The 20,280-nt window shown below is 53.5% G+C and carries 19 protein-coding genes; 15 read left to right on the top strand and 4 right to left on the bottom strand.

Features of this window, described 5'->3' with window-relative positions:
- Positions 1 to 14 precede the first annotated feature (14 nt).
- Positions 15 to 3,203, top strand: a complete 3,189-nt coding sequence (locus tag Q9292_RS03865) for an efflux RND transporter permease subunit (RefSeq protein WP_194748949.1) — start codon at positions 15 to 17, stop codon at positions 3,201 to 3,203.
- On the top strand, positions 3,193 to 4,632 hold the full coding sequence (locus Q9292_RS03860) for a TolC family protein (protein ID WP_313984969.1): 1,440 nt from the start codon (positions 3,193 to 3,195) through the stop codon (positions 4,630 to 4,632). The genes Q9292_RS03865 and Q9292_RS03860 overlap by 11 nt, the downstream gene beginning before the upstream one ends.
- Before the next feature lie 499 nt (positions 4,633 to 5,131).
- Here Q9292_RS03860 and Q9292_RS03855 read toward each other — a convergent pair whose 3' ends face one another.
- From Q9292_RS03855 to Q9292_RS03845, 3 genes are all read right to left on the bottom strand, one after another.
- The gene (locus tag Q9292_RS03855; protein ID WP_313984966.1) at positions 5,132 to 5,713 is read right to left on the bottom strand and encodes a hypothetical protein; all 582 of its coding nucleotides are present in this window, start codon (positions 5,711 to 5,713) and stop codon (positions 5,132 to 5,134) included.
- Between the two features lie 137 nt (positions 5,714 to 5,850).
- Positions 5,851 to 6,210: a DUF4186 domain-containing protein gene (locus Q9292_RS03850; protein WP_313984964.1), complete on the bottom strand. Its 360-nt coding sequence runs from the start codon at positions 6,208 to 6,210 to the stop codon at positions 5,851 to 5,853.
- A gap of 16 nt (positions 6,211 to 6,226) precedes the next feature.
- Entirely contained in the window at positions 6,227 to 7,459 is a 1,233-nt protein-coding gene (locus tag Q9292_RS03845) for an MFS transporter (protein WP_313985794.1), read from the bottom strand.
- 252 nt (positions 7,460 to 7,711) lie between these two features.
- Between Q9292_RS03845 and Q9292_RS03840 the strand changes: the two genes are divergently transcribed.
- The 13 genes from Q9292_RS03840 (at position 7,712) to tmpT (ending at position 19,578) form a co-directional block, all read left to right on the top strand.
- Positions 7,712 to 8,299, top strand: a complete 588-nt coding sequence (locus Q9292_RS03840) for a hypothetical protein (RefSeq protein WP_313984962.1) — start codon at positions 7,712 to 7,714, stop codon at positions 8,297 to 8,299.
- Positions 8,300 to 8,326: 27 nt separating this feature from the next.
- Complete coding sequence (locus Q9292_RS03835; protein WP_313984959.1) at positions 8,327 to 9,235, top strand: hypothetical protein; 909 nt, start codon at positions 8,327 to 8,329, stop codon at positions 9,233 to 9,235.
- 15 nt (positions 9,236 to 9,250) lie between these two features.
- The gene (gene alkB / locus Q9292_RS03830) at positions 9,251 to 9,889 is read left to right on the top strand and encodes a DNA oxidative demethylase AlkB (RefSeq protein WP_313984957.1); all 639 of its coding nucleotides are present in this window, start codon (positions 9,251 to 9,253) and stop codon (positions 9,887 to 9,889) included.
- A 186-nt stretch (positions 9,890 to 10,075) separates the two neighbouring features.
- Entirely contained in the window at positions 10,076 to 10,402 is a 327-nt protein-coding gene (hpf, locus tag Q9292_RS03825; protein ID WP_194748955.1) for a ribosome hibernation-promoting factor, HPF/YfiA family, read from the top strand.
- Positions 10,403 to 10,534: 132 nt separating this feature from the next.
- On the top strand, positions 10,535 to 11,485 hold the full coding sequence (gene hprK, locus Q9292_RS03820) for an HPr(Ser) kinase/phosphatase (protein WP_194748956.1): 951 nt from the start codon (positions 10,535 to 10,537) through the stop codon (positions 11,483 to 11,485).
- Positions 11,486 to 11,504: 19 nt separating this feature from the next.
- Positions 11,505 to 12,383: an RNase adapter RapZ gene (gene rapZ, locus Q9292_RS03815; protein WP_313984953.1), complete on the top strand. Its 879-nt coding sequence runs from the start codon at positions 11,505 to 11,507 to the stop codon at positions 12,381 to 12,383.
- Positions 12,384 to 12,404: 21 nt separating this feature from the next.
- Positions 12,405 to 12,812 (top strand): PTS sugar transporter subunit IIA, encoded by a 408-nt coding sequence (locus Q9292_RS03810; RefSeq protein WP_194748958.1) that lies wholly within the window; start codon positions 12,405 to 12,407, stop codon positions 12,810 to 12,812.
- Positions 12,813 to 12,823: 11 nt separating this feature from the next.
- Positions 12,824 to 13,093 carry an HPr family phosphocarrier protein gene (locus Q9292_RS03805; RefSeq protein ID WP_275357897.1) on the top strand — a complete coding sequence of 90 codons (270 nt, stop codon included), beginning with the start codon at positions 12,824 to 12,826 and terminating at the stop codon, positions 13,091 to 13,093.
- Positions 13,094 to 14,845 carry a phosphoenolpyruvate--protein phosphotransferase gene (ptsP, locus tag Q9292_RS03800; protein WP_313984942.1) on the top strand — a complete coding sequence of 584 codons (1,752 nt, stop codon included), beginning with the start codon at positions 13,094 to 13,096 and terminating at the stop codon, positions 14,843 to 14,845.
- Positions 14,846 to 14,971: 126 nt separating this feature from the next.
- Complete coding sequence (locus tag Q9292_RS03795; protein WP_313984939.1) at positions 14,972 to 17,002, top strand: M3 family metallopeptidase; 2,031 nt, start codon at positions 14,972 to 14,974, stop codon at positions 17,000 to 17,002.
- 86 nt (positions 17,003 to 17,088) lie between these two features.
- Complete coding sequence (locus tag Q9292_RS03790; RefSeq protein WP_313984937.1) at positions 17,089 to 17,397, top strand: hypothetical protein; 309 nt, start codon at positions 17,089 to 17,091, stop codon at positions 17,395 to 17,397.
- A 198-nt stretch (positions 17,398 to 17,595) separates the two neighbouring features.
- Complete coding sequence (locus tag Q9292_RS03785) at positions 17,596 to 18,843, top strand: hypothetical protein (RefSeq protein ID WP_313984935.1); 1,248 nt, start codon at positions 17,596 to 17,598, stop codon at positions 18,841 to 18,843.
- Positions 18,844 to 18,915: 72 nt separating this feature from the next.
- Positions 18,916 to 19,578, top strand: a complete 663-nt coding sequence (gene tmpT / locus Q9292_RS03780; RefSeq protein WP_313984932.1) for a thiopurine S-methyltransferase — start codon at positions 18,916 to 18,918, stop codon at positions 19,576 to 19,578.
- A gap of 5 nt (positions 19,579 to 19,583) precedes the next feature.
- Here tmpT and Q9292_RS03775 read toward each other — a convergent pair whose 3' ends face one another.
- A complete protein-coding gene (locus Q9292_RS03775; protein WP_313984929.1) occupies positions 19,584 to 20,261 on the bottom strand; it encodes an HAD family phosphatase in 678 nt (225 codons plus the stop codon).
- Positions 20,262 to 20,280 lie beyond the last annotated feature (19 nt).

The following is a 20,280-nucleotide window of genomic DNA, read 5'->3' as shown; positions in this document are numbered from 1 at the left end:
TCAGGTGAACACATATGCTTAACATATTCCTCAAACGCCCAGTACTGGCCATCGTACTGTCCCTGCTCCTGACGTTTACTGGCTTCTTGTCCATTAAAAGTCTGCCGGTCGAGCAGTTTCCAGACATTGCGCCACCGCGCGTATTGATCTTCCTGGCTTATCCTGGCTCCAGCGCCAGCGTGCTGGTGCAATCGTCACTGATTACACTTGAGCGCGCCATTAACGGTGTGCCCGGCATGAAATACATCGTGTCCGACGCGACCAGTGCGGGTGAAGCCACCATCCAGGTCTATTTTGACCAGGGGGTAGACCCGAACGAAGCGATGGTGAACACCAAGGTCAGGCTGGACCAGGTCATCAACCGTCTGCCACAGCTGGTACAACTGGAAGGGGTGATCCTGAACAAGGTACAGCCTAGCATGTTGATGTACGTGAACATGTACAGTACCGATAAAAACGCGGACCAGAAATTCCTCTACAACTACTCACAAATTAACGTGATTCCTGAAATCCAGCGCGTGAACGGCATTGCCTGGGCGCAGATTTTGGGTAGCCGTCAATATGCCATGCGGGTGTATTTAAACCCTGACCGCATGCGGGCTTACAACGTGTCTTCCAAAGAAGTCATGGATGCGATGTCCAACCAGAGTTTGATTGGTCGTCCCGGCCGTTTGGGGCAAAGCTCGGGGCTGCAGGCGCAAGCCAAGGAATACACCCTGGTGTATAGCGCCAGCCGCTATGAAAAGCCTGAGCAATATGAAAATATTGTGATCCGCTCCACCCCCTCAGGTGAGATTCTGCGCCTGAAAGACATTGCCAAAGTCATGCTGGGCAGTGAGTTCTACGACATTTACTCCAACAAAGACGGTTATCCTTCTGCCTCGATTGTGTTGAAGCAAAACTACAACACCAACGCGAAAGAAGTGATTGAAAACGTCAAGAAAACGCTGGAAGAGCTCAAACCGACCTTCCCGGCTGGCATGACCTATGAAATCAACTACGACGTGTCACGCTTTGTAGATGCTTCTATCCACAAGGTCTTGCATACGCTGGTTGAAGCGTTTGTGCTGGTATCGCTGGTGGTGTTCATTTTCCTCGGTGACTGGCGCTCTACCCTGATTCCGTTGATCGCGGTGCCCATCTCGCTGATCGGGGCGTTTGCCGTGATGAGCTCCTTCGGCTTGAGTATCAACCTGATTACGCTGTTTGCCATGGTGCTGGCGATCGGGGTGGTCGTCGACGATGCGATTGTGGTGGTGGAAGCGGTACACGCCAAAATGGCCTCTGACCATGTCGGCCCTTACGCCGCGGTACAACGCGTCCTGGGTGAAATCGGCGGCGCGGTGGTCGCGATCACCTTGCTGATGACCTCGGTATTTGTGCCAATTACCTTCCTGCCGGGTCCGGTGGGTGTGTTCTACCGCCAGTTTGCGATCACCATGGCGTCCTCCATCGTGTTGTCAGGCATTATTGCGCTGACCCTGACCCCCGTGCTGTGCGCGATGATCTTGAAGAATACACATGGCCAGCCCAGAAGCCGTAACCCGATCAACCTGTTTTTGGACCTGTTCAACAAGGGCTTTGACAAGGTAACTGATTATTACACGGCCTTCCTTGAAAAACTGGTGACTCAGCGCACGATCACCTTTCTGGTGATTGGGCTGTTCTCTTTCGGGATTGTTTCGATTGTTAAAATCATTCCAGAGGGCTTCATTCCCGGTGAAGACCAGGGCATGATTTATGCAATTATCCAGACCCCTCCAGGCTCAACACTGGAAACCACCTATCAGGTGTCACAAGAGCTGCAAAAAGTAGCGAAGAAAATTCCTGCAGTGCAGTCTGTGACCGCCTTGGCGGGTTACGAGGTGCTGACCGAAGGGCGCGGCTCTAACGCCGGTACTTGTATTATCAACCTCAAGGACTGGGAAGAACGTAAAGAGACGGTTGCCGACGTACTCAAATTACTGGAGAAAGCCACCGAAAACTTTGGCGCGCGGATTGAATACTTTGAACCGCCTGCAGTGCCTGGTTATGGTACCGCGTCAGGCCTGGCCTTCCGCTTGCTGGATAAAACCGGCTCGCTGGATTACCAGAAGTTTGATGACATCAACAAAGACTTCATGAAGGCTCTGGCAAAACGCAAAGAATTAACCGGTTTGTTTACCTTCTATGCGGCCAACTATCCACAGTACGACTTGATCATTGATCCGCAACGTGCCATGCAGAAAAAAGTCACGATTGCCGATGCGATGGACAACCTCGACGTGCTGGTGGGCAGTACCTTTGAGCTGGCATTCATCCGCTTTAACTACTACTTCCGGGTGTATACCCAGGCTGCGCCTGAGTTCCGCCGCTTCCCTAGCGACATCCTGAACTACTATGTACGCAATGAAGATGGCGAGATGGTGCCTTACTCAGCCTTCATGACGATGAAGAAACAACAGGGTCCTAACGAAATTACCCGTTACAACTTGTTTAACTCTGCAGCGCTGCGTGCCGAGCCTGCTGAAGGCTACACCACCGCCTCTGCAATCAATGCCATCAAAGAAGCCGCTAAATCTCTGCCTAAAGGCTACTCAGTGGGCTGGGAAGGCTTGAGCTTTGACGAAGAACGCCGTGGCAATGAAAACATCATTATTTTCATGGTGGTGCTGGTATTCGTTTACATGGTGCTGGCCGCACAATATGAAAGCTTCATTATTCCGTTTGCGGTCATGCTGTCGTTGCCAGTTGGTATTTTCGGTAGCTTCCTGTTGCTGAAAATGGCCGGGTTGGCCAATGACGTGTATGCGCAGATTGGCTTGATCATGCTGGTGGGCTTGCTTGGTAAGAACGCAGTGCTGATTGTAGAGTTTGCGGTACAAGCGCGTGAAAAAGGCGCCTCTATCAAAGAGGCCGCCATCGCCGGGGCAAAAGCACGTTTCAGACCAATCTTAATGACCTCGTTTGCCTTTATTGCCGGCCTGATTCCATTGACGGTCGCGACCGGGGCCGGTGCGATTGGTAACCGGACCATCGGTACCTCGGCCTTGGGCGGCATGTTATTCGGGACGCTCTTTGGTGTGGTCGTGATTCCTGGCCTTTACTATATTTTCGCCAGCTTGGCGGACGGTAAAACGCTGATCCGCAAGGAAGATCAGAACCCACTGACTGAGTCCTACGAGTACAACAGACATGAAGAAGAAGACGAACATGACCACTAATAAATATCTGTATTGGCTGGTAAGCGGTGCAGTTGCAGCCATGCTGCAGTCCTGTGCGATCCCCAACATCATGACCAAGGAGGCCGACACCGCCTTACCCGCGCAATATAGTGGTAAAGCGGCCGCGGCCGACACACAAAGCAGTGCCAGTGTGAGCTGGAAAGAGTTCTTCCAGGACCAGAATCTGGTCTCTCTGATTGATACGGCCGTGGCCAACAATAAAGAGATCCAGATGATGGCGCAGCGTATCTCGATGGCGCAGAACGAAATTCAGGCTAGACGCGGTGCTTACCTGCCTTTTGTGAATGCCGGTGGTGGCATTGATTATGAAAAAACCAGCAAGTTTACCCGGCTGGGTGCGGTCGAAGATGGCCTCAAGATTCATAATCAATCCTTCCCGACCTTTCTTGGCGACTACCAGTTTGGGCTGGTAGCCTCCTGGGAAGTCGACATCTGGCACAAACTGCGTAATGCACAACAAGTTGCCGTGCTCGACTACATGGCGACCACAGAAGGCAAAAGCTTCCTGGTCACCAATTTGGTGGCTGAGGTGGCCAACAGCTACTACGAGCTGGTCGCGCTGGATAACCAGTTGCTGACGCTGCAAAAAAACATTGAGATTCAGCAGAATGCGCTCAATGTGATTCGTGAACTGCAGAAATACGCGCGCTCAACCTCACTTGCGGTCAAACGGTTTGAAGCCGAAGTGAAAAAGAACCAGAGCAAGCAGTACGTGATCAAGCAGCAAATTACCGAGGCTGAGAACCGCATCAATATGCTGCTGGGTCGCACCTCGCAACCAATTGCACGCAACAGCGATGGCTTCATGGAACTACAGCCTAAAGCAGTCGAGACTGGCCTGCCATCACAAATGCTGGCCAACCGCCCGGATATCCGTCGCTCAGAGCTCGAACTCGCAGCGGCCAAGCTGAATATTGATGTGGCCAGGGCTAACTTCTATCCCTCGTTCACCATGAACGCCGGACTGGGCTTTCAGGCCTTCAAGCCGCAGTATTTGCTGAATATCCCAGATGCACTGGGCGCTTCACTGGGCGCGGGCTTGATGGGGCCATTGATCAACCGGAACGCGATCATTGCCGAGTATAAAAATGCCAGTGCCTCGCAAATTGAAAAAGCTTACGAGTATGAGCAAACCATCATCAATGCTTATATGGAAGTGGCGAATCAAATTGCCAACGTCGATAACCTGAGCAAAAACTTCAGCCTGAAAACCGACCAGGTTAACCAGTTGACGCAGTCGATTGACGTGGCCAACCAGCTGTTTAAAAATGCCCGCGCGGATTACGGTGAAGTACTGCTGACGCAACGTGATGCGCTGGATGCCAAAATGGAGTTGATAGACACCAAGCAGCAACAGATGTCTGCCATGATCAATCTCTATCGCTCTTTGGGCGGTGGCTGGCGTTAAGCGTAACCCAAACCAAGCCTAAGCAGATCGCCTAGGCTAAAGCAGGCGATCTGACAAAACAAAGGGATTCCGAAAAATGGAATCCCTTTGTTTTTGCTGTCCTGCGAAATCAATCCACAACTTCAACCATCCCTTTTGTCTAAGTCACCTAGACCACCTGAGCGTGACAATGCTTGAGAGCATTCAATCGACCTCGGCACGCAAGTAGACTACATGGCACATGTGCTGTCTTAACGATGCATATGGTACACAGCCTAAGTTGAATAACGAGTAAACACCACTCACCCAATCCGCTCAAAAGCGACCCTCCCCATCACAAATACCATTGCTGCGGGATTTAGGACACCCTATTTAAACAGGCGTGTGCGTAACGAGCGCTGTAGCAGAGCGCCGGAGGGAGGAGTCGTGAAGAGATGCGCCGTATATTGCGTGACGCTGACAAGCACTCACCCGTGCCTAACCAAACAGGCTAGCCACGGGCAAGTTATTAGAATGGGGCTTATTTGCCGAGCAGGTTATCCAGCGAGCGCTGGTCCAGTGCGCCCAAATAGGTCGGGCATTGCTGGTTGATGACGGCGACCCAAGCTGCACAACCGTCTAAAGGTTGCTGGCTGGCTGGCACGGTCAAACCAAAATCTGCTGGTTTGCGCGGCGGGACTGATTTGTTGCCAAACCACATGACGCGCTTGTCCTTAGACAACGCGAAACAGCTCTTGGCCGCTTCACGCAAAGCCTCGCGCGCATCGCTCAGGCTGCCGCAAGCCGCACTGCCGTCAACCTCCATCAATTGTGCACCGACTTCATAGCGGGTTTGGTCCACAGTCAATATCGTACCGGCAGGCTTGTATTCATTCATGACCGCATAAAAGCCAAACAGAAAAATCAGCATGCCCAGGGAAAGACCACGATGCTGCTTCTCAAATACCTCAATGCCAAAATAATTCACCGCCAGCGCCATCAGCGTCAAGGCAAATGCGGCCATAGCCACCATCTTGTGCGGAATCTGTATCTCATAAATCCCCCAGGCAAACGCGATTACCGCGATGGCAAGGGTGACAATCCGCATCATTTTTTTATTCATTGCAACACACGCTCCACTAACTAAAGATAGAGGCAGTAGTGGCCCTCGCCACCGCTCACCCACGCGCAACATCTTAACCGATTTGCCTGAATGATTGATATTGATGCAGCCCGAATGTTCGCAAAGACGGTGCCAAATTAAGCTTGCTGTAAGTTTGCCGCCAGCCAATGCTCAATCACCACCACCAGATACGCCTGTTCCTCCAGGGTCAGCGCTCGGCCGGCAGGAATCTGGTGCCATTTGGATAAACATCCCCGGCAACATGTGGCGGTAGCATGTTGCGCGACAAACACCGGATGTCCGCGCATTGGCGTTTGCTGACCGTCATTGGCCGGAGTAGCCGGGGCCAGCCGCTCGGCAATAAATTTTTCTGCATGGTCTAGCACCACCGCCAACCCTTTTTGTTGCAAATAGTGCTGGTCTTTGGCGTTGAGTTTGAAGCGGGCACGGAAATCTGAGCGTTGCAGGGCTTGAAACAAGGCTTCGAGATCGCGCATGGCGTAGACACCACAATCAGTGCAACTGCGAAAGGTGCAGATCTCGCAGTTTTGGCGCCTTGAACGCCGTCACCCCTACCACTGCCAGCGTCATGCAGCCCCCAAACACCACCGAGGGCACCAACCCCATGAGTCTGGCGGTGAGCCCGGACTCGAACGCACCTAGCTCATTGGAAGAACCGATAAAAATGCCGTTGATGGCCGAGACGCGGCCGCGCATGCCATCGGGCGTGGCCAGTTGCAGAATGGTTTGCCGTAACACCACCGAGACGCCGTCCATCATGCCGGAGATGGCCAGGATCAGCATGGCTAATTCAAAATTGGTACACAAGCCAAATGCAATCATGCACGCACCAAAACCGGCCACGGCAAACAGTAGCCAGCGGCCACTGTGCTCATGAATCGGATGTTTGGCGAGCCAGACGCCGGACACAATGGCGCCCAGTGCGGGTGCGGCACGTAATAACCCCAGGCCTTCGGGGCCCATCTGGTAGATATCGTGCACAAAGGCAGGCAGCATGGCGACAGCACCGCCAAATAGCACGGCGAACATGTCGAGCAGTTGCGCGGCAAGCACCACTTGCGTACGGCGGACAAAGCGCAATCCTTCAGCAATGCTGGCAAAGACTTTCATTGGCTCGTGGCTATGGTGCTCGGTCACGCGCAAGGCCAGCGCAGCCACACAGGCGGCCAGTGCCAGCAGTGCAGACAGCCCATAAGCGATAGATTTGTCAGCAAACCCAATCAGCAAACCGCCGATGGCGGGGCCGACAATGAGCCCAATCTGAAACATGGAGCTGCCGATGCCAGAGGCCTTGGCGATGGAGGCACGCGGGATAATCAGGGCAAATAACGTGTTATAGCTGGGAGAGATCAAGGCGCGGGCAAAGCCGGTCAGGCAGACCGTGCCATAGATCCACCAGGCAGTATGGGCGGGCTGTTGCTGCGTAATCATCACCAGTAACCCGGCGTTCACCGCCAGAAAAAAAGCCGACACGGCGGCAAAACCGCGGCGCGAGAAGTAATGATCCACCGCATGCCCCGCAAACAGTGCGCTACCCATGTAAGGGATCACTTCTGCCAGGCCGACCAGCCCCAAGGACCAGGGATCGTGTGTCAACTCGTAAATATGCCAGCCAATGGCAACCATCATCATCTGGTACGACAGCACCATGAGGATGCGGTAGGCAAGCAACTTGGGGAATGCATAGCCCTGATGGGCAAGTATCTGGCGGATGGACAAAAACATAGGCAAGATTATACGCTATCGCTTCACATGGCTGCGGCGTGCAAAATCGCCTACAATCTGCAAGCGGGTGCGGTGAATCAGGCAGTAGGCGGTAACGCTGATGAGCCGTCGTTGACTCCGTGCGACTCTGCCGATATAGATGGGGCGCACCCGCAAGTCTTAAGCAACCGATTAAATGCGGCAAGATTTAATCGGGTAAGATGCCGGCCTGCTATCGCAAGCAGTCTGCCCCTTAACTAAAGGTTTATTTTCATGACATCACGTATTTCAGTATTCAGTTTGTGTTTTCTCTGGTTTGTGACGCTTTGCGCACATGCAGAGGAAAGTTTCGTCACCAAAGAGCCATTCAGGCAACCGGCAAAAATGCCTTCGGCCATCATGACTTTGCTGGCGCAAGAGCCGTCGGTGGCCAATAGTGCTAGTTGCGGGGAATCCAAGCCTGCCGCTTTACTGGAAACGCAAGTGGTACGCCTGAGCAAAACGGCAAAAGCTTATTTGGTGAAACCAGCACATGCTTGCCTGTGCCGTGAGGCCGCTTGCCCGGTATGGTTGTTTCAAATGAGAGGGGCGGCGGCCAAGCTCATTTGGCATACCCCTGCCGCAATCAAGGTGGCCGTATTAGACAAAAAATTTGATGGCTACCAAAAACTGGGCGAAACCGACGGCGATGCAGCGGCAGGGAGTGAGACGCACTGGTCTTGGGACAATACGCGTTATAAACAAACCTATAAAAATGCCTGGACCATGGACGCCGACAATAAATGCCGCCTGGGCGAGGAAACGATCCATCTGGTGGATGGAAACATTGTGAACCATACCATCAAGTGTCCCCAGGACTAACCCACGAGAAGCTCATGCGAGGCTAAGATGCGCATCGTGATCCAGAGACTGTTGCTGGGACTGGCATTACTGCTGACATCCGCCGCCATGGCGGCGGACACCATGCAACTCTGGATCACCGTCGATTGGGAAGGCTTTTCGCTGGATGAAGACCATCTACAGGCCATGCAACGCTTTCGGCAGCAGTTTCCAGACATTCCGATGTTGCATTTGGTCAATCCGGTCTATTTTATCCAGCCTGGGGTCCATCGCGCCCAGGTAGGCAGCCTGATTCGCAGCACGTTTTTACCGCAGGACACGGTGGGATTGCATCTGCACCCCATGCGCACATTGGTTGAGTATTGCGGGCTCACCTATCAGGCCACGCCCTCGATTTCTGGCCGTGATGAACATTGCAGACAGGCCAGTTGCGGTCACTCAGTTAGCCTGGAGTTTGCTTACAGCGAGACCGAGCTGACGCGGCTAGTACATTGCAGCAGTGATTTGATGGTGCAAAACGGCTTTAACCGTCCCCGGCATTTCCGCGCCGGCGCCTGGCAACTGGGGCCCAAGTTGCAAGCCGCACTGGTTGCGAATGGCTTTTATTGGGATAGCTCGCGCATTGATGCGCGCTTGCTGACCACGCGCTGGCCCAGCGACAGTCCCCTGATCAAGGGATTGCAACAGCTGCATGCGGGCAGCACACCGCTGGAACAACCGTATGCTTTGTCTTATCAATTGATGGAATACCCGGATAACGCCGCCCTGGCGGATTACACCAACACGCAACAACTGTTGCGCCTGTTTGAAGCTTTATTGAACCAGGCCCCTGCCGTCATGGTCATGGGATTTCATCAGGAATCGGCTGCAGACTACCTGTTGCAACTGGAGCGCGCCATTCCCCACATGCAGCGGCTGGCAAAACAGAAAAATGTCACGTTGGTGTGGATGCCCTAATTGCCGCAAGAATGCATGGACTTATTTGCACAAGACACCCCCTCTAAAGTGATGCTGGCCACGGGTGCCTGCTGGTTATCAGGCTTTGCACTGCCCTGCATGCCAGTGCTCTGGCCTTGTCTGGCACAGCATCTGTCTGCCCATCCGCCCCGGCAGATGATGACGCCCATGGGTTACCCGATGTCAGTGCGCACCAGCAGCATGGGTGATTGGGGCTGGGTAGGCAGTGCGGCTGGCTATGGTTACCAGGCGGCTGACCCCGCCAACCATCAACCCTGGCCAGCAATGCCGGAGGTGATTTTACAGCTGGCTGCGACCGCCGCGCAGCAGGCAGGCTATGCCGACTTTGTGCCCGACAGCTGTTTGATCAACGTGTATGCTCCCGGCAGCAAAATGGGCTTGCATCAGGATAAAGATGAGCAGGATTTTACGCAGCCGATTGTGTCAGTGTCGCTCGGCCTGCCCGCCACGTTTCTATTTGGTGGCGCCAGGCGGACGGACAAGCCGGTGAAAATCCCGCTGGTGCATGGCGATGTCGTGGTCTGGGGCGGCGCCAGCCGGCGCTTCTATCATGGCGTGGCGCCAGTCCAGCCTGGGCAGCACCTGCTCATTGGCCCGCAACGCATTAACCTCACCTTGAGAAAAGCGCGTTAGCATCTCGCCCTGACAACGCCTTAACAATAGCAGCATAAACGCTGATGAAGATCAAAAACCCCGCTCACTTCCGGGTTGCATCTGTTTTTCAAAAGAGTAAACTGAAACTGTCTTATCTACCCTAAGTTTTGCTGAATGATCCAGCAAAACCCTGATAAGACCCTTTCCGAAAACAAGGAGTTTGTCATGAATTTACAACTTACAGGACACCATTTAGAAATCACTCCAGCACTGCGTGAGTACGTATCATCGAAGTTCTCGCGTATCAGCAATCACTTTGATCATGTGATTGATGTCAAAGTCACCATGTCTGTTGAAAAGCTTGCCCAAAAGGTTGAAGCGACATTGCATGTGCCAGGCAACGACTTACACGCCGCCTGCTCAGACGAAAACATGTACAGTGCCATCGACATGCTGACCGACAAACTTGACCGCCAGGTCGTGAAACACAAGGAAAAAAATGGCGACCACCACAAATCCGGTGGCGCTGTGAAACACCAGTTAAGCTCATAAGCCTTAACGCCATTCTCTACCCGACCGGGTAGAGAATTCACCCCGCCCCCGCTACTTTTACGCCGTTTCACGCCACCCGAATCAATTCAGTTGTAAAATGAGTCCAACACTTTGTTGATGCGTTAACAACTTATGGCTCAAATCTCCGTAGCCGATTTATACAAGCAGATTCGCAGTAAACTCAAATTGAAATGGGTAGCAGGCGAGTCTGGCGGTCAGAAAATTCTCAATTCAGGCACTGTGACCAAGCCTTCACTGGCACTGGTCGGGCATTTGAATTTTGTGCACCCCAACCGGGTGCAAGTGTTGGGCTGTGCCGAAATGGACTACCTCGGTGGGCTCAGCATCCTGGCCATGCAACAGGCGGTAAGCAACCTGTTTTCAACCGACCTGGCCATGGTCGTGGTCGCCAATGGCGAAAAAGTACCCTCGGTCATGCTGGAAGCCGCACAACAATCGCAAACCCCCTTATTCACGACGCCCATGATCAGCCCGCAACTGATGGAATTACTCAGCCATTATCTGGCGGTGGCGACGGCAGAAACCACCAGCCTGCATGGCGTGTTTATGGAAGTACAAGGCTTTGGCGTGCTGATTACCGGCAGTGCGGCGATTGGTAAAAGCGAGCTGGCGCTAGAGCTGATTTCACGGGGCCATCGGCTGGTGGCAGATGATATTGTGGATTTTTACCGGGTCTCGCCCGAACGCATTGAAGGCCGCTGCCCGGAGCTGTTGCAAGACTTTCTGGAGGTGCGCGGTCTCGGCATTTTGAATATCCGCGCACTCTATGGCGATAATGCAGTCAAACCAACCAAACCGCTGGATATGATGATACAGCTGGAGCTGGCCGACGAATTGAAGCCGCAGGACCTGGACCGGCTCAGTGCCAACCGGCAGACGCAACAAGTGCTGGATGTAGAGATCAGCAAGGTGATTATCCCGATTGCGGCCGGGCGCAACATTGCGGTACTGGTAGAAGCCGCCGTACGCAATCACATGTTGCTGTTGCGTGGTGTCAATGCCACCAAACAACTGACACAGCGGCAAAAACAGATCATGCTCAGAGAAAGCAAATTACGATGACATCCACAGGGTTAAGCACATGCAACTGGTGATTGTGACCGGGCTCTCCGGCTCGGGTAAAACCATTGCCTTGCGCGTGTTTGAAGACAGCGGCTATTACTGCATTGATAACCTGCCTGCCACCTTGCTGCCGCATATCCAGAGCCATGTGGCCAACCGTGATGCGGCCAAAGTGGCGGTGAGTATTGATAGCCGCAGCATTGCGATTGAGTCTTTACCCGACATCCTGAAAACCCTCAAGAGCCAGGGCATTGCCGCGCATCTGCTGTTTCTGGATGCCAGCCTGGAGACGCTGGTCAAGCGCTTTTCTGAAACCCGGCGCAAACACCCGCTCAGCACGCCAGATCAAGCACTGGCCGAGAGCATTAAACATGAGCGTGACTTGCTGTCTGGCCTGAATAATCTGGGCCACCATGTGGATACCAGCAACCTGTCATCCAATGCCTTGCGCAACCACACCCGGGACTGGATGCTGCAAATTGAACAAAGCTATTTGCCCGCCCGCTCGCATTCGCTGGTGCTGTCGTTTATCTCGTTTGGCTTTAAACATGGCATTCCACTCGATGCCGACTTTGTGTTTGATGTGCGCAGCCTGCCCAACCCGCATTACGATCCGATTTTGCGACCCTACAATGGCACGCAGGCGCCGATACAGCAGTTTTTGCAAAATGAATCACAGGTGCTTGAAATGCAGCAAGACATTCAGCACTATATCGAAAAATGGCTACCAAGCTTTTATCACGACCATCGCAGCTATGTCACCGTAGGCATCGGCTGCACCGGGGGGCAACACCGTTCCGTCTATCTGGTGGAACAATTGGGGGCGTATTTCAAGCAACAGCATCAAGTCATGATTCGCCACCGCGAACTGGATGCCGCCGCGATCGCTACCCCGTAACGAGACTCTGAAAGTACATTTATGATTGGTGTTTTGATTATTGCGCACGGTAGCCTGGGACCCAGCCTGATTGACTGCGCCACGCATGTGATGGGCAACCGCCCGGCACAGCTGGATTATCTGGAAATTTCAAAAAATGATGACCCGGCAACGGTACTGCCCAAGGCGCAGGCACTGGTGCAAAGCCTGGACAGTGGCCAGGGGGTGCTGGTGTTGTCAGATATTTATGGCGCAACCCCTTGCAATATCGTCACCAAACTGCTGACACCAGACGAGACCGAGGGCGTGGCTGGCGTGAACCTGCCCATGCTGGTGCGCGTGCTCAACTACCGTCACGAGGGTTTGCACTCCTGCATCCAGAAGGCCCTCAGCGGTGGCCGCGACGGCGTTGTCCACTTTACCAAAACCACTTGTCATCACGCACAATAACCACATAAACCATGGCCAAACTTTCTTTAGAAATCATCAATAAACTCGGCTTGCACGCACGCGCCTCCACCAAATTCACCCAAACTGCCAGCCAGTTCAAGAGCGAAGTCTGGGTGGAAAAGAATGGCCGTCGAGTCAATGCCAAAAGCATTATGGGCGTGATGATGCTGGCCGCCGCCAAGGGCAGCACCATTGACATTGAAGCCACCGGCCCGGATGAAGATCAGGCGCTGGCCGCACTCGAAGCACTGGTTAACGACTATTTTGGCGAGGGTGAATAATTGACCAGCTTTAGTATGCATGGCGTCGGGGTATCGAGTGGCATTGCCATCGGCCATGCACACCTGATTTCGCATGCCCTGCTCGAAGTCGTGCACTTCAAAATTGAGGCGTCTGCCATCGACGAGGAAATTGCCCGCTTTGAACGCGCAATCGGTCTGGTCAAGCACGACCTGGAACAACTCAAAGCGCAACTGCCCAAAAATGCCCCGGCTGAACTGAGTGCCTTTATCAATACCCACTTAGCCATGCTGACTGACAAATCATTGTCAGAAGCGCCTAAAGCCATTATCCGCAATGAGCTGTGTAACGCCGAATGGGCACTTAAACAGCAAATGGATGATATCGTCGCCCAGTTTGACGCGATTGAAGACGCCTATTTGCGTGAGCGCAAGCAGGACGTGGTGCAGGTGGTGGAGCGTGTAATCAAGGTCTTGTTGGGCCGCGACCAACTCGCCGCCAGCGAGAAAAAACTGCAAGCCAGACAAGAGCGCGCCATGATTCTGGTGGCGCATGATGTCTCCCCGGCAGATGCCATCCAGTTCAAACATCACCAGTTTGCAGCCTTTATCACCGATGTCGGCGGGGTCACGTCGCATACGGCGATTCTGGCCCGCAGCCTGAATATTCCGTCCATCGTCGCCTTGCAGCGCGCCCGTGACCTGATCAATGACGGCGAACTGATGATCGTCGATGGCAGCGAGGGTGTGGTCATCGTCAATCCTGACCCTGAGGTGCTGGCGGAGTACCAACTCAAACAAAACCAGTGGCAACTCGCCCAGCAAAAGCTGCAACGGATTAAAACCACCAAAGCCGTCACCGTGGATGGGGTGGCGATTGACTTGCTGGCCAATATTGAAGTGCCGGACGATGTGGTTGCCGCCAAAGCCTCGGGCGCCGTCGGCGTAGGCTTATACCGGACCGAGTTCCTGTTTATGAATCGCACCGAAATGCCCGATGAGCAGGAGCAGTTTGAAGCCTACAAACATGTGGCGGAGGCCATGAAAGGCCAGCCGGTCACCATCCGCACGCTGGATATTGGCGCCGACAAGCAACTGAACCCGGATGAAGTGGTGACGGCCATCAACCCGGCGCTGGGCTTGCGTGCCGTGCGCTATTGCCTGGCCGAGCCGCATATTTTTCACAGCCAATTCCGCGCCCTGTTGCGTGCCTCGCACTATGGCCAGGTGAAAATCCTGATTCCCATGCTGTCCAACCTGGCAGAACTGCGACAAACCAAATTACTGTTCGCCCGTGCCAAAGAATCGCTGCGCCAGCAAGGCATCCCGTTTGACGAGCAAGTGCCTATCGGCGGCATGATCGAAGTACCGGCCGCCGCCATCAATGCTGACGCCTTTGCGCAGGAGCTGGACTTTTTGTCCATAGGCACCAATGACCTGATTCAATATACGCTGGCGATTGACCGTGCCGACGATGCGGTGGCCCATTTGTATAATCCTTTGCACCCAGCCGTCTTGCGCTTGATCCAGATGACGATTGCCGCCGCCGCCAAATATGACAAGCCAGTCTCTGTCTGCGGCGAAATGGCGGGTGACATCAAACTGACGCGCTTGCTGGTCGGCATGGGCATGCGCCAGCTATCTATGCATCCGGCGCATATCCTGAGCGTGAAGTCGCAAATCCTGCAGAGCGAAGAAAACGTGCTGGCCAAACAAGCCAGAAAAATTCTGTCGCTCAATGATCTGGAGAAAATTGACCCGCTGATTAAAAAATTAAATGGCGAAGTGCACTAACGCTGCACGGATGCCCTTGTATTAAACAAAACTCATCACCATCATCAATATATACAATGAGCCAAATGCGAACATTTGGCGAATAATACGCCTCTATCATCTATCGCATTCAACAAAGGATTTGCTGTGAGCACCAACCCATTACTTGCTTTTAGTGGCCTGCCCAAATTTAACGATATCCGTCCAGAGCACGTCTCACCCGCCATTGACCAGTTACTGGCAGAAGGCCGCGCCCTGGTAGAGCGCCTGGCAACTGCCAGCGAGACGCCTGACTGGCAAAACTTTGTGCAGCCGATTGAAGACTACTCGGAAAGACTGTCTCGCAGCTGGGGGCCGGTCGGGCACATGAACGCCGTGGTCAACACGCCAGAACTGCGTGAAGCCTATAACGAAAACCTGGCCAAACTGACCGATTTTTACAGCGACCTGTCACAGGATGAGCGCCTGTACGCCAAATACAAAGCCATCCAGGCCAGCGCGGGTTACGCACAATTGAGCCGGGCACAACGCAAGATTATCGACAACGAAGTGCGTGGCTTCAAACTGGGCGGTGCCGAGCTGCCGCCAGCCGAAAAAGTACGCTTCAAGGAAATCGCCGAACAACTATCCAAACTGGGCAGCAAGTTTGAAGAAAATATCCTTGATACCACCAATGACTTCAAGCATCTGGTGACAGACACAGCCGAGCTCACGGGCTTGCCTGAAGACGCGCTGCAAGCGGCTGCCGAAGCTGCAAAAGCCGAGGAGAAAACCGGCTATCTGTTTACGCTGCACTTCCCGTCTTACATGCCGGTCATGCAATACTGCGACAACCGCGCTCTGCGTGAAACGCTGTATCGGGCCTATGCCACGCGCGCCTCAGAATTCAGTAAACCCGAATGGGATAACACCGCCCTGATCGCTGACCTGCTCAAACTCAAGCAGGAAGAAGCGCAACTGTTAGGCTTTAAAAACTATGCTGAACTGTCGCTGGCGACCAAGATGGCAGATACGCCAGCACAGGTGATTGAATTTCTGGACACCCTGGCCAAGCGGGCCAAACCCTATGCCGAAAAAGACATGGCCGAACTCAAGGCCTATGCCGAAAAGCTGGGCTTTAGCGACATGCAGGCCTGGGATGTGTCCTACATCAGCGAAAAACTGCGCCAGGACAAATACGCGTTTTCAGATCAGGAAGTCAAACAATACTTCCCCGAAGACAAGGTGCTGGCAGGCCTGTTTAAAGTGGTGGAAACCATTTTTGGCGTGCAGGTGCGCAAAACCGATGCGCCGTTATGGCATAAGGATGCGGGTTTTTATGAGATCAGCGACCAGCAGCGCCAGCCAATTGCCTATTTCTATCTGGACTTGTATGCGCGGCATGGCAAACGCGGGGGCGCCTGGATGGATGAGTGCATTACCCGCCGCAAAATTGCTAATGGCATAGAGCTGCCGGTTGCCTACCTGACCTGTAACTTCTCGGCACCCGTTGGCGACAAACCTGCGCTGTTCACCCATGACGAAGTGATCACGCTGTTCCATGAATTTGGTCACGGCCTGCACCACATGCTAACCCAGGTCGAGGAATACAGTGTTTCCGGCATTAAGGGCGTGGAATGGGACGCGGTCGAACTCCCCAGCCAGTTTATGGAAAACTTCTGCTGGGAATGGGACGTGCTGCGCCATATGACGGCGCATGTCGATACTGGCGAGCAACTGCCGCGCGCACTGTTCGACAAAATGGTCGCCGCCAAAAACTTCCAGGCCGGCATGCAAACCGTGCGCCAGATCGAGTTTTCATTGTTTGATATGCGTTTGCACAGCAGCTTTGACCCGGCAGGCAAGCAGACGGCACTCGACGTGCTCGAACAGGTGCGTGATGAAGTGGCCGTGTTGCGTCCGCCGAAATGGAACCGTTTCCCCAATAGCTTTAGCCATATTTTTGCAGGCGGTTATGCCGCAGGCTACTACAGCTACAAATGGGCAGAAGTGCTATCTGCGGATGCCTATAGCCTATTTGAAGAGCTGGGCGTGTTGTCTGCCGAGGCAGGCAGCCGCTTTAAAAACGAGGTGCTGGCACAAGGTGGCGCACGTCCGGCCATGGAGTCTTTTGTTGCCTTTAGAGGTCGCGAGCCGAGTATGGATGCGTTGTTACGCCACAACGGCATGGCAAATTAATCACTTTGTACATCTAGCCAAGTGTCAGACACTTGGCTTTTTTACACGCACCCGCTATGCTAGCCAGATCGTTTTAAGGATTAAAAATGTCTCGTCTGCCCCTCTGTGTGTTACTGATTGCCTTGTTGCCGGCGGTGGCGTTTGCCGCCAAAGAAGAAGCAGATGATATTCAAGCCAAAACCGCCAATGGCGATGAAGTGGTGCTGCACGCCAATGGCTACTGGGAGTTTAAGGATGCCAAAAAAGCCGAGGAAGCCAAAGTCAAAGTCGAGCAATTTGAGCGGAGTAATAGCTGTCCCTTGGGTATGCGGCCCAGCTTTTTGGGTGTCGGCCGTTGCATCGCGTTTGACGATCCCATCCTCAAGCGGGGTTCACTGAGCGGCAAGGGCCGCTAATGTGCGGCCACGCGAACCTCAGACAAGCACTAAAACAGGGCAGCCATCGCTGCCCTGTGTCATTTTCAAATATCCCGCGCACAGCAAGTGCAGGGCACGGGCCGCAAGCACAAGCCATTGTGCGCAATATTTAGCCAACGTCACCCAGCAGGAACGCCACTTGCTTATTTCAGGTTTTAGATGCATTGATGGAGCCTCATGATTAATTCTCTCGATTTTGCCCGCCACGGCGACAAACAAAACTCCGCCTTTTTTGAAGAGTATTTGCAAAAGCTGCTCGAAGAGCGCGACCAGCTCGGGCTGACCGACATGATTCAGGAAATCGATGCGCTGATGATTACGGTAGACCCTGATCATTCGATCCAGTACATCGCCGAACTGTCTTTAATGACCTCTTACCATTATCTGGTGACACTGGAGAGTGAGAAGCACTGGACGCATATTCTGCGCATAGACCTCGACTCACCGGATTTACTGGTCCGAGAGGTGAAAGACCCTAACTTCAGGGGGATTTTCCGCGCACTCAACGAGATCTATCCTGTTGGGGCGCGCAAACCAAATAGCCGCTACATGGGTGAAATCATCCGCGTCACCAATATGCACGAGGTGGTGAAGTTACAGGAAGAACGCGAATTCCGCTTTTTTACCCAGGACGAAGTGCGCAAACTGGAATTGCCGGGCAATGTGGCGATCAGCAAACCTTCGCCCTACACGCATAATATCGTTGGCTATATGAAACGCGAGCCGGATGAATTACGCGTGTATGCGTTGGGTATCAGTACCATCCGCGCCGATGTGCAAGCCGCGTATGAAGAGGCTAAAAACCTGCAGGCCAAGCTGCGCATAGACGATTTGATTTTGCCGGTGGATCACCTGGCCACCCGCGTTTATAGCCAAAACCGTGAGGTGGCGATTCTCGAATACCTGTCCTGGTCCAGCTACTTTTTCTGGGGCGCCTATAACATCTGGGATCAGAACTCCTCCACCAATGTCACCAAGAGCGTGCATGGTTTCCCAGAAACCAAGAGCCCGGCCAAAGTGTTTACCGCCAACAATACGCCTTATTTTGTTAACCACCTGGAAAAACTGCCCTCGCCGACCGAGACCTTTGTGCGTAACTATGGCCCGCGCTTGCACCATATCGCCTTATCAGTCAAAGATGGCACCCGGGACGGTAAGGAAAATATCGAATTTGTCGTCGATGCCATTGCCAGCCAGGGCAAAGGCTTTCTGCTCGATGTGATTGGATCCAAGGAAGAAGGCCTGAAACAGATTTTCTCCAATGCCTCGGAGCACTCCTCGCTAATTATTGAATATGTACAACGCTATGACGGCTTTGATGGCTTTTTCACCCGGGATAATGTAGCCAAGCTAACAGAGGCCGCCGGGGTGGAAGAAGGCGTGCTGGAGCAACAGGCAAGATTGAGTCAGCGCACAGGGAAATAACAGACGCGCACAAGTTGATCTATACTTAAGCTCTTTACGCTCAGGCTTTGACGCCTAGACCAAGGATTTTGTATGGATCACGCATTCTGGCACAGTCGCTGGCAAACCCAGCAAATTGGCTTTCATCTCGACCAAGCCAACCCGCTGCTGGTCAGCCACTTTCATCATCTGGCATTAACGGCTTGGCAGTGTATTTTTGTGCCCTTGTGCGGAAAATCGCTGGATATCCCCTGGCTGTTAGACCAAGGACTACAAGTGGTGGGCATAGAACTGAGCCCACTCGCGGTAAAAGCGTTGTTCCAAGAGCTGGCGCTGACGCCAGAAGTAGACGAGATGGGGGCGATCACCTGTTACCGTGCCGGGCCACTGACTGTGTTTAATGGCGACTTTTTTGCCCTCAGCCAGACGCAATTGAAGCAGGCGCAAGTAGATCAGGTAGATGCGGTCTATGACCGCGCCGCACTGGTGGCCCTGCCCGCCGACATGCGCCCACGCTACAGTCAGCATTTGACCGCCTTGACCGCGCACGCCAAACAAATGCTGGTGAGTTTTGACTACGACCAGTCGCTGCAAGCCGGACCACCGTTTAGTGTCGATGCCCAAGCAGTGCAACAACTGTACGGCAAGGACTTTAAATTAAGCCTGTTGGCCGATGTACCGCTGGCGGGTGGCCTTAAGGGCAAATGCCCGGCACAAGAACAAGTCTGGTTGTTGCAGGCAAAAGAACGAGTTTAGGAACGTCACTCAGCCATGTCGGCGCTTGGCACGCAGCCCATGAGCGCATCATGATGCTGATGCCAGTGCAGCAAGCTTTCCACGACATGAAACGCCTGTGCCCGCACCAGGTCGCCCGGTTGTTTTAAATCAGGCACCACAATCACGCGCAAGCCTGCGGCAATAGCGGCTTGTGCGCCGAGCTCACTGTCTTCAAACGCAATGCATTCGTCCGCCTGCAAGCCCAGTTTTTCCAGGGCCAGCAGGTAGATGTCCGGGTTGGGCTTACCGCGCTGCACCTCCTGGCCACTAGTGACGTGGTCAAAGTAATCCAGCACGCCCGTATGGCTCAGACGGTGGGTAATATGCGGGATGGGGGAAGAAGAAGCGACACTGCAGGTGATGCCTGCGTCACGGTAAAACTGTAATAGCTCAAGCACACCCGTTTTGAGCGGGAATACATGGTTGCGTGCATCAAGATAGGTGTTCAGGCCAGCAATCACCTGCTGCATATGATGTTCGCCGTTGAGTTGCTCTGCCATGATCCGGCTGGAGTCTGACCAGATCCGCCCCACCAGTTGCACATATTGCTGCTCGGTATAAGTGATGCCTATGCTGGCGGCGGCTTCAATACAACCTTGCATGATGATACGTTCAGAATCGATCAGCAGACCGTCCATGTCAAAAATTGCGGCTTTAATCACTGGCAAACCCGTTAGGCGA

It is taken from the genome of Methylophilus sp. VKM B-3414 (assembly GCF_032248435.1).
GTDB lineage: Bacteria > Pseudomonadota > Gammaproteobacteria > Burkholderiales > Methylophilaceae > Methylophilus > Methylophilus glucosoxydans.
Note: the sequence above shows the minus strand (reverse complement) of the source record. Positions and strands in the feature narration are given on the sequence as shown.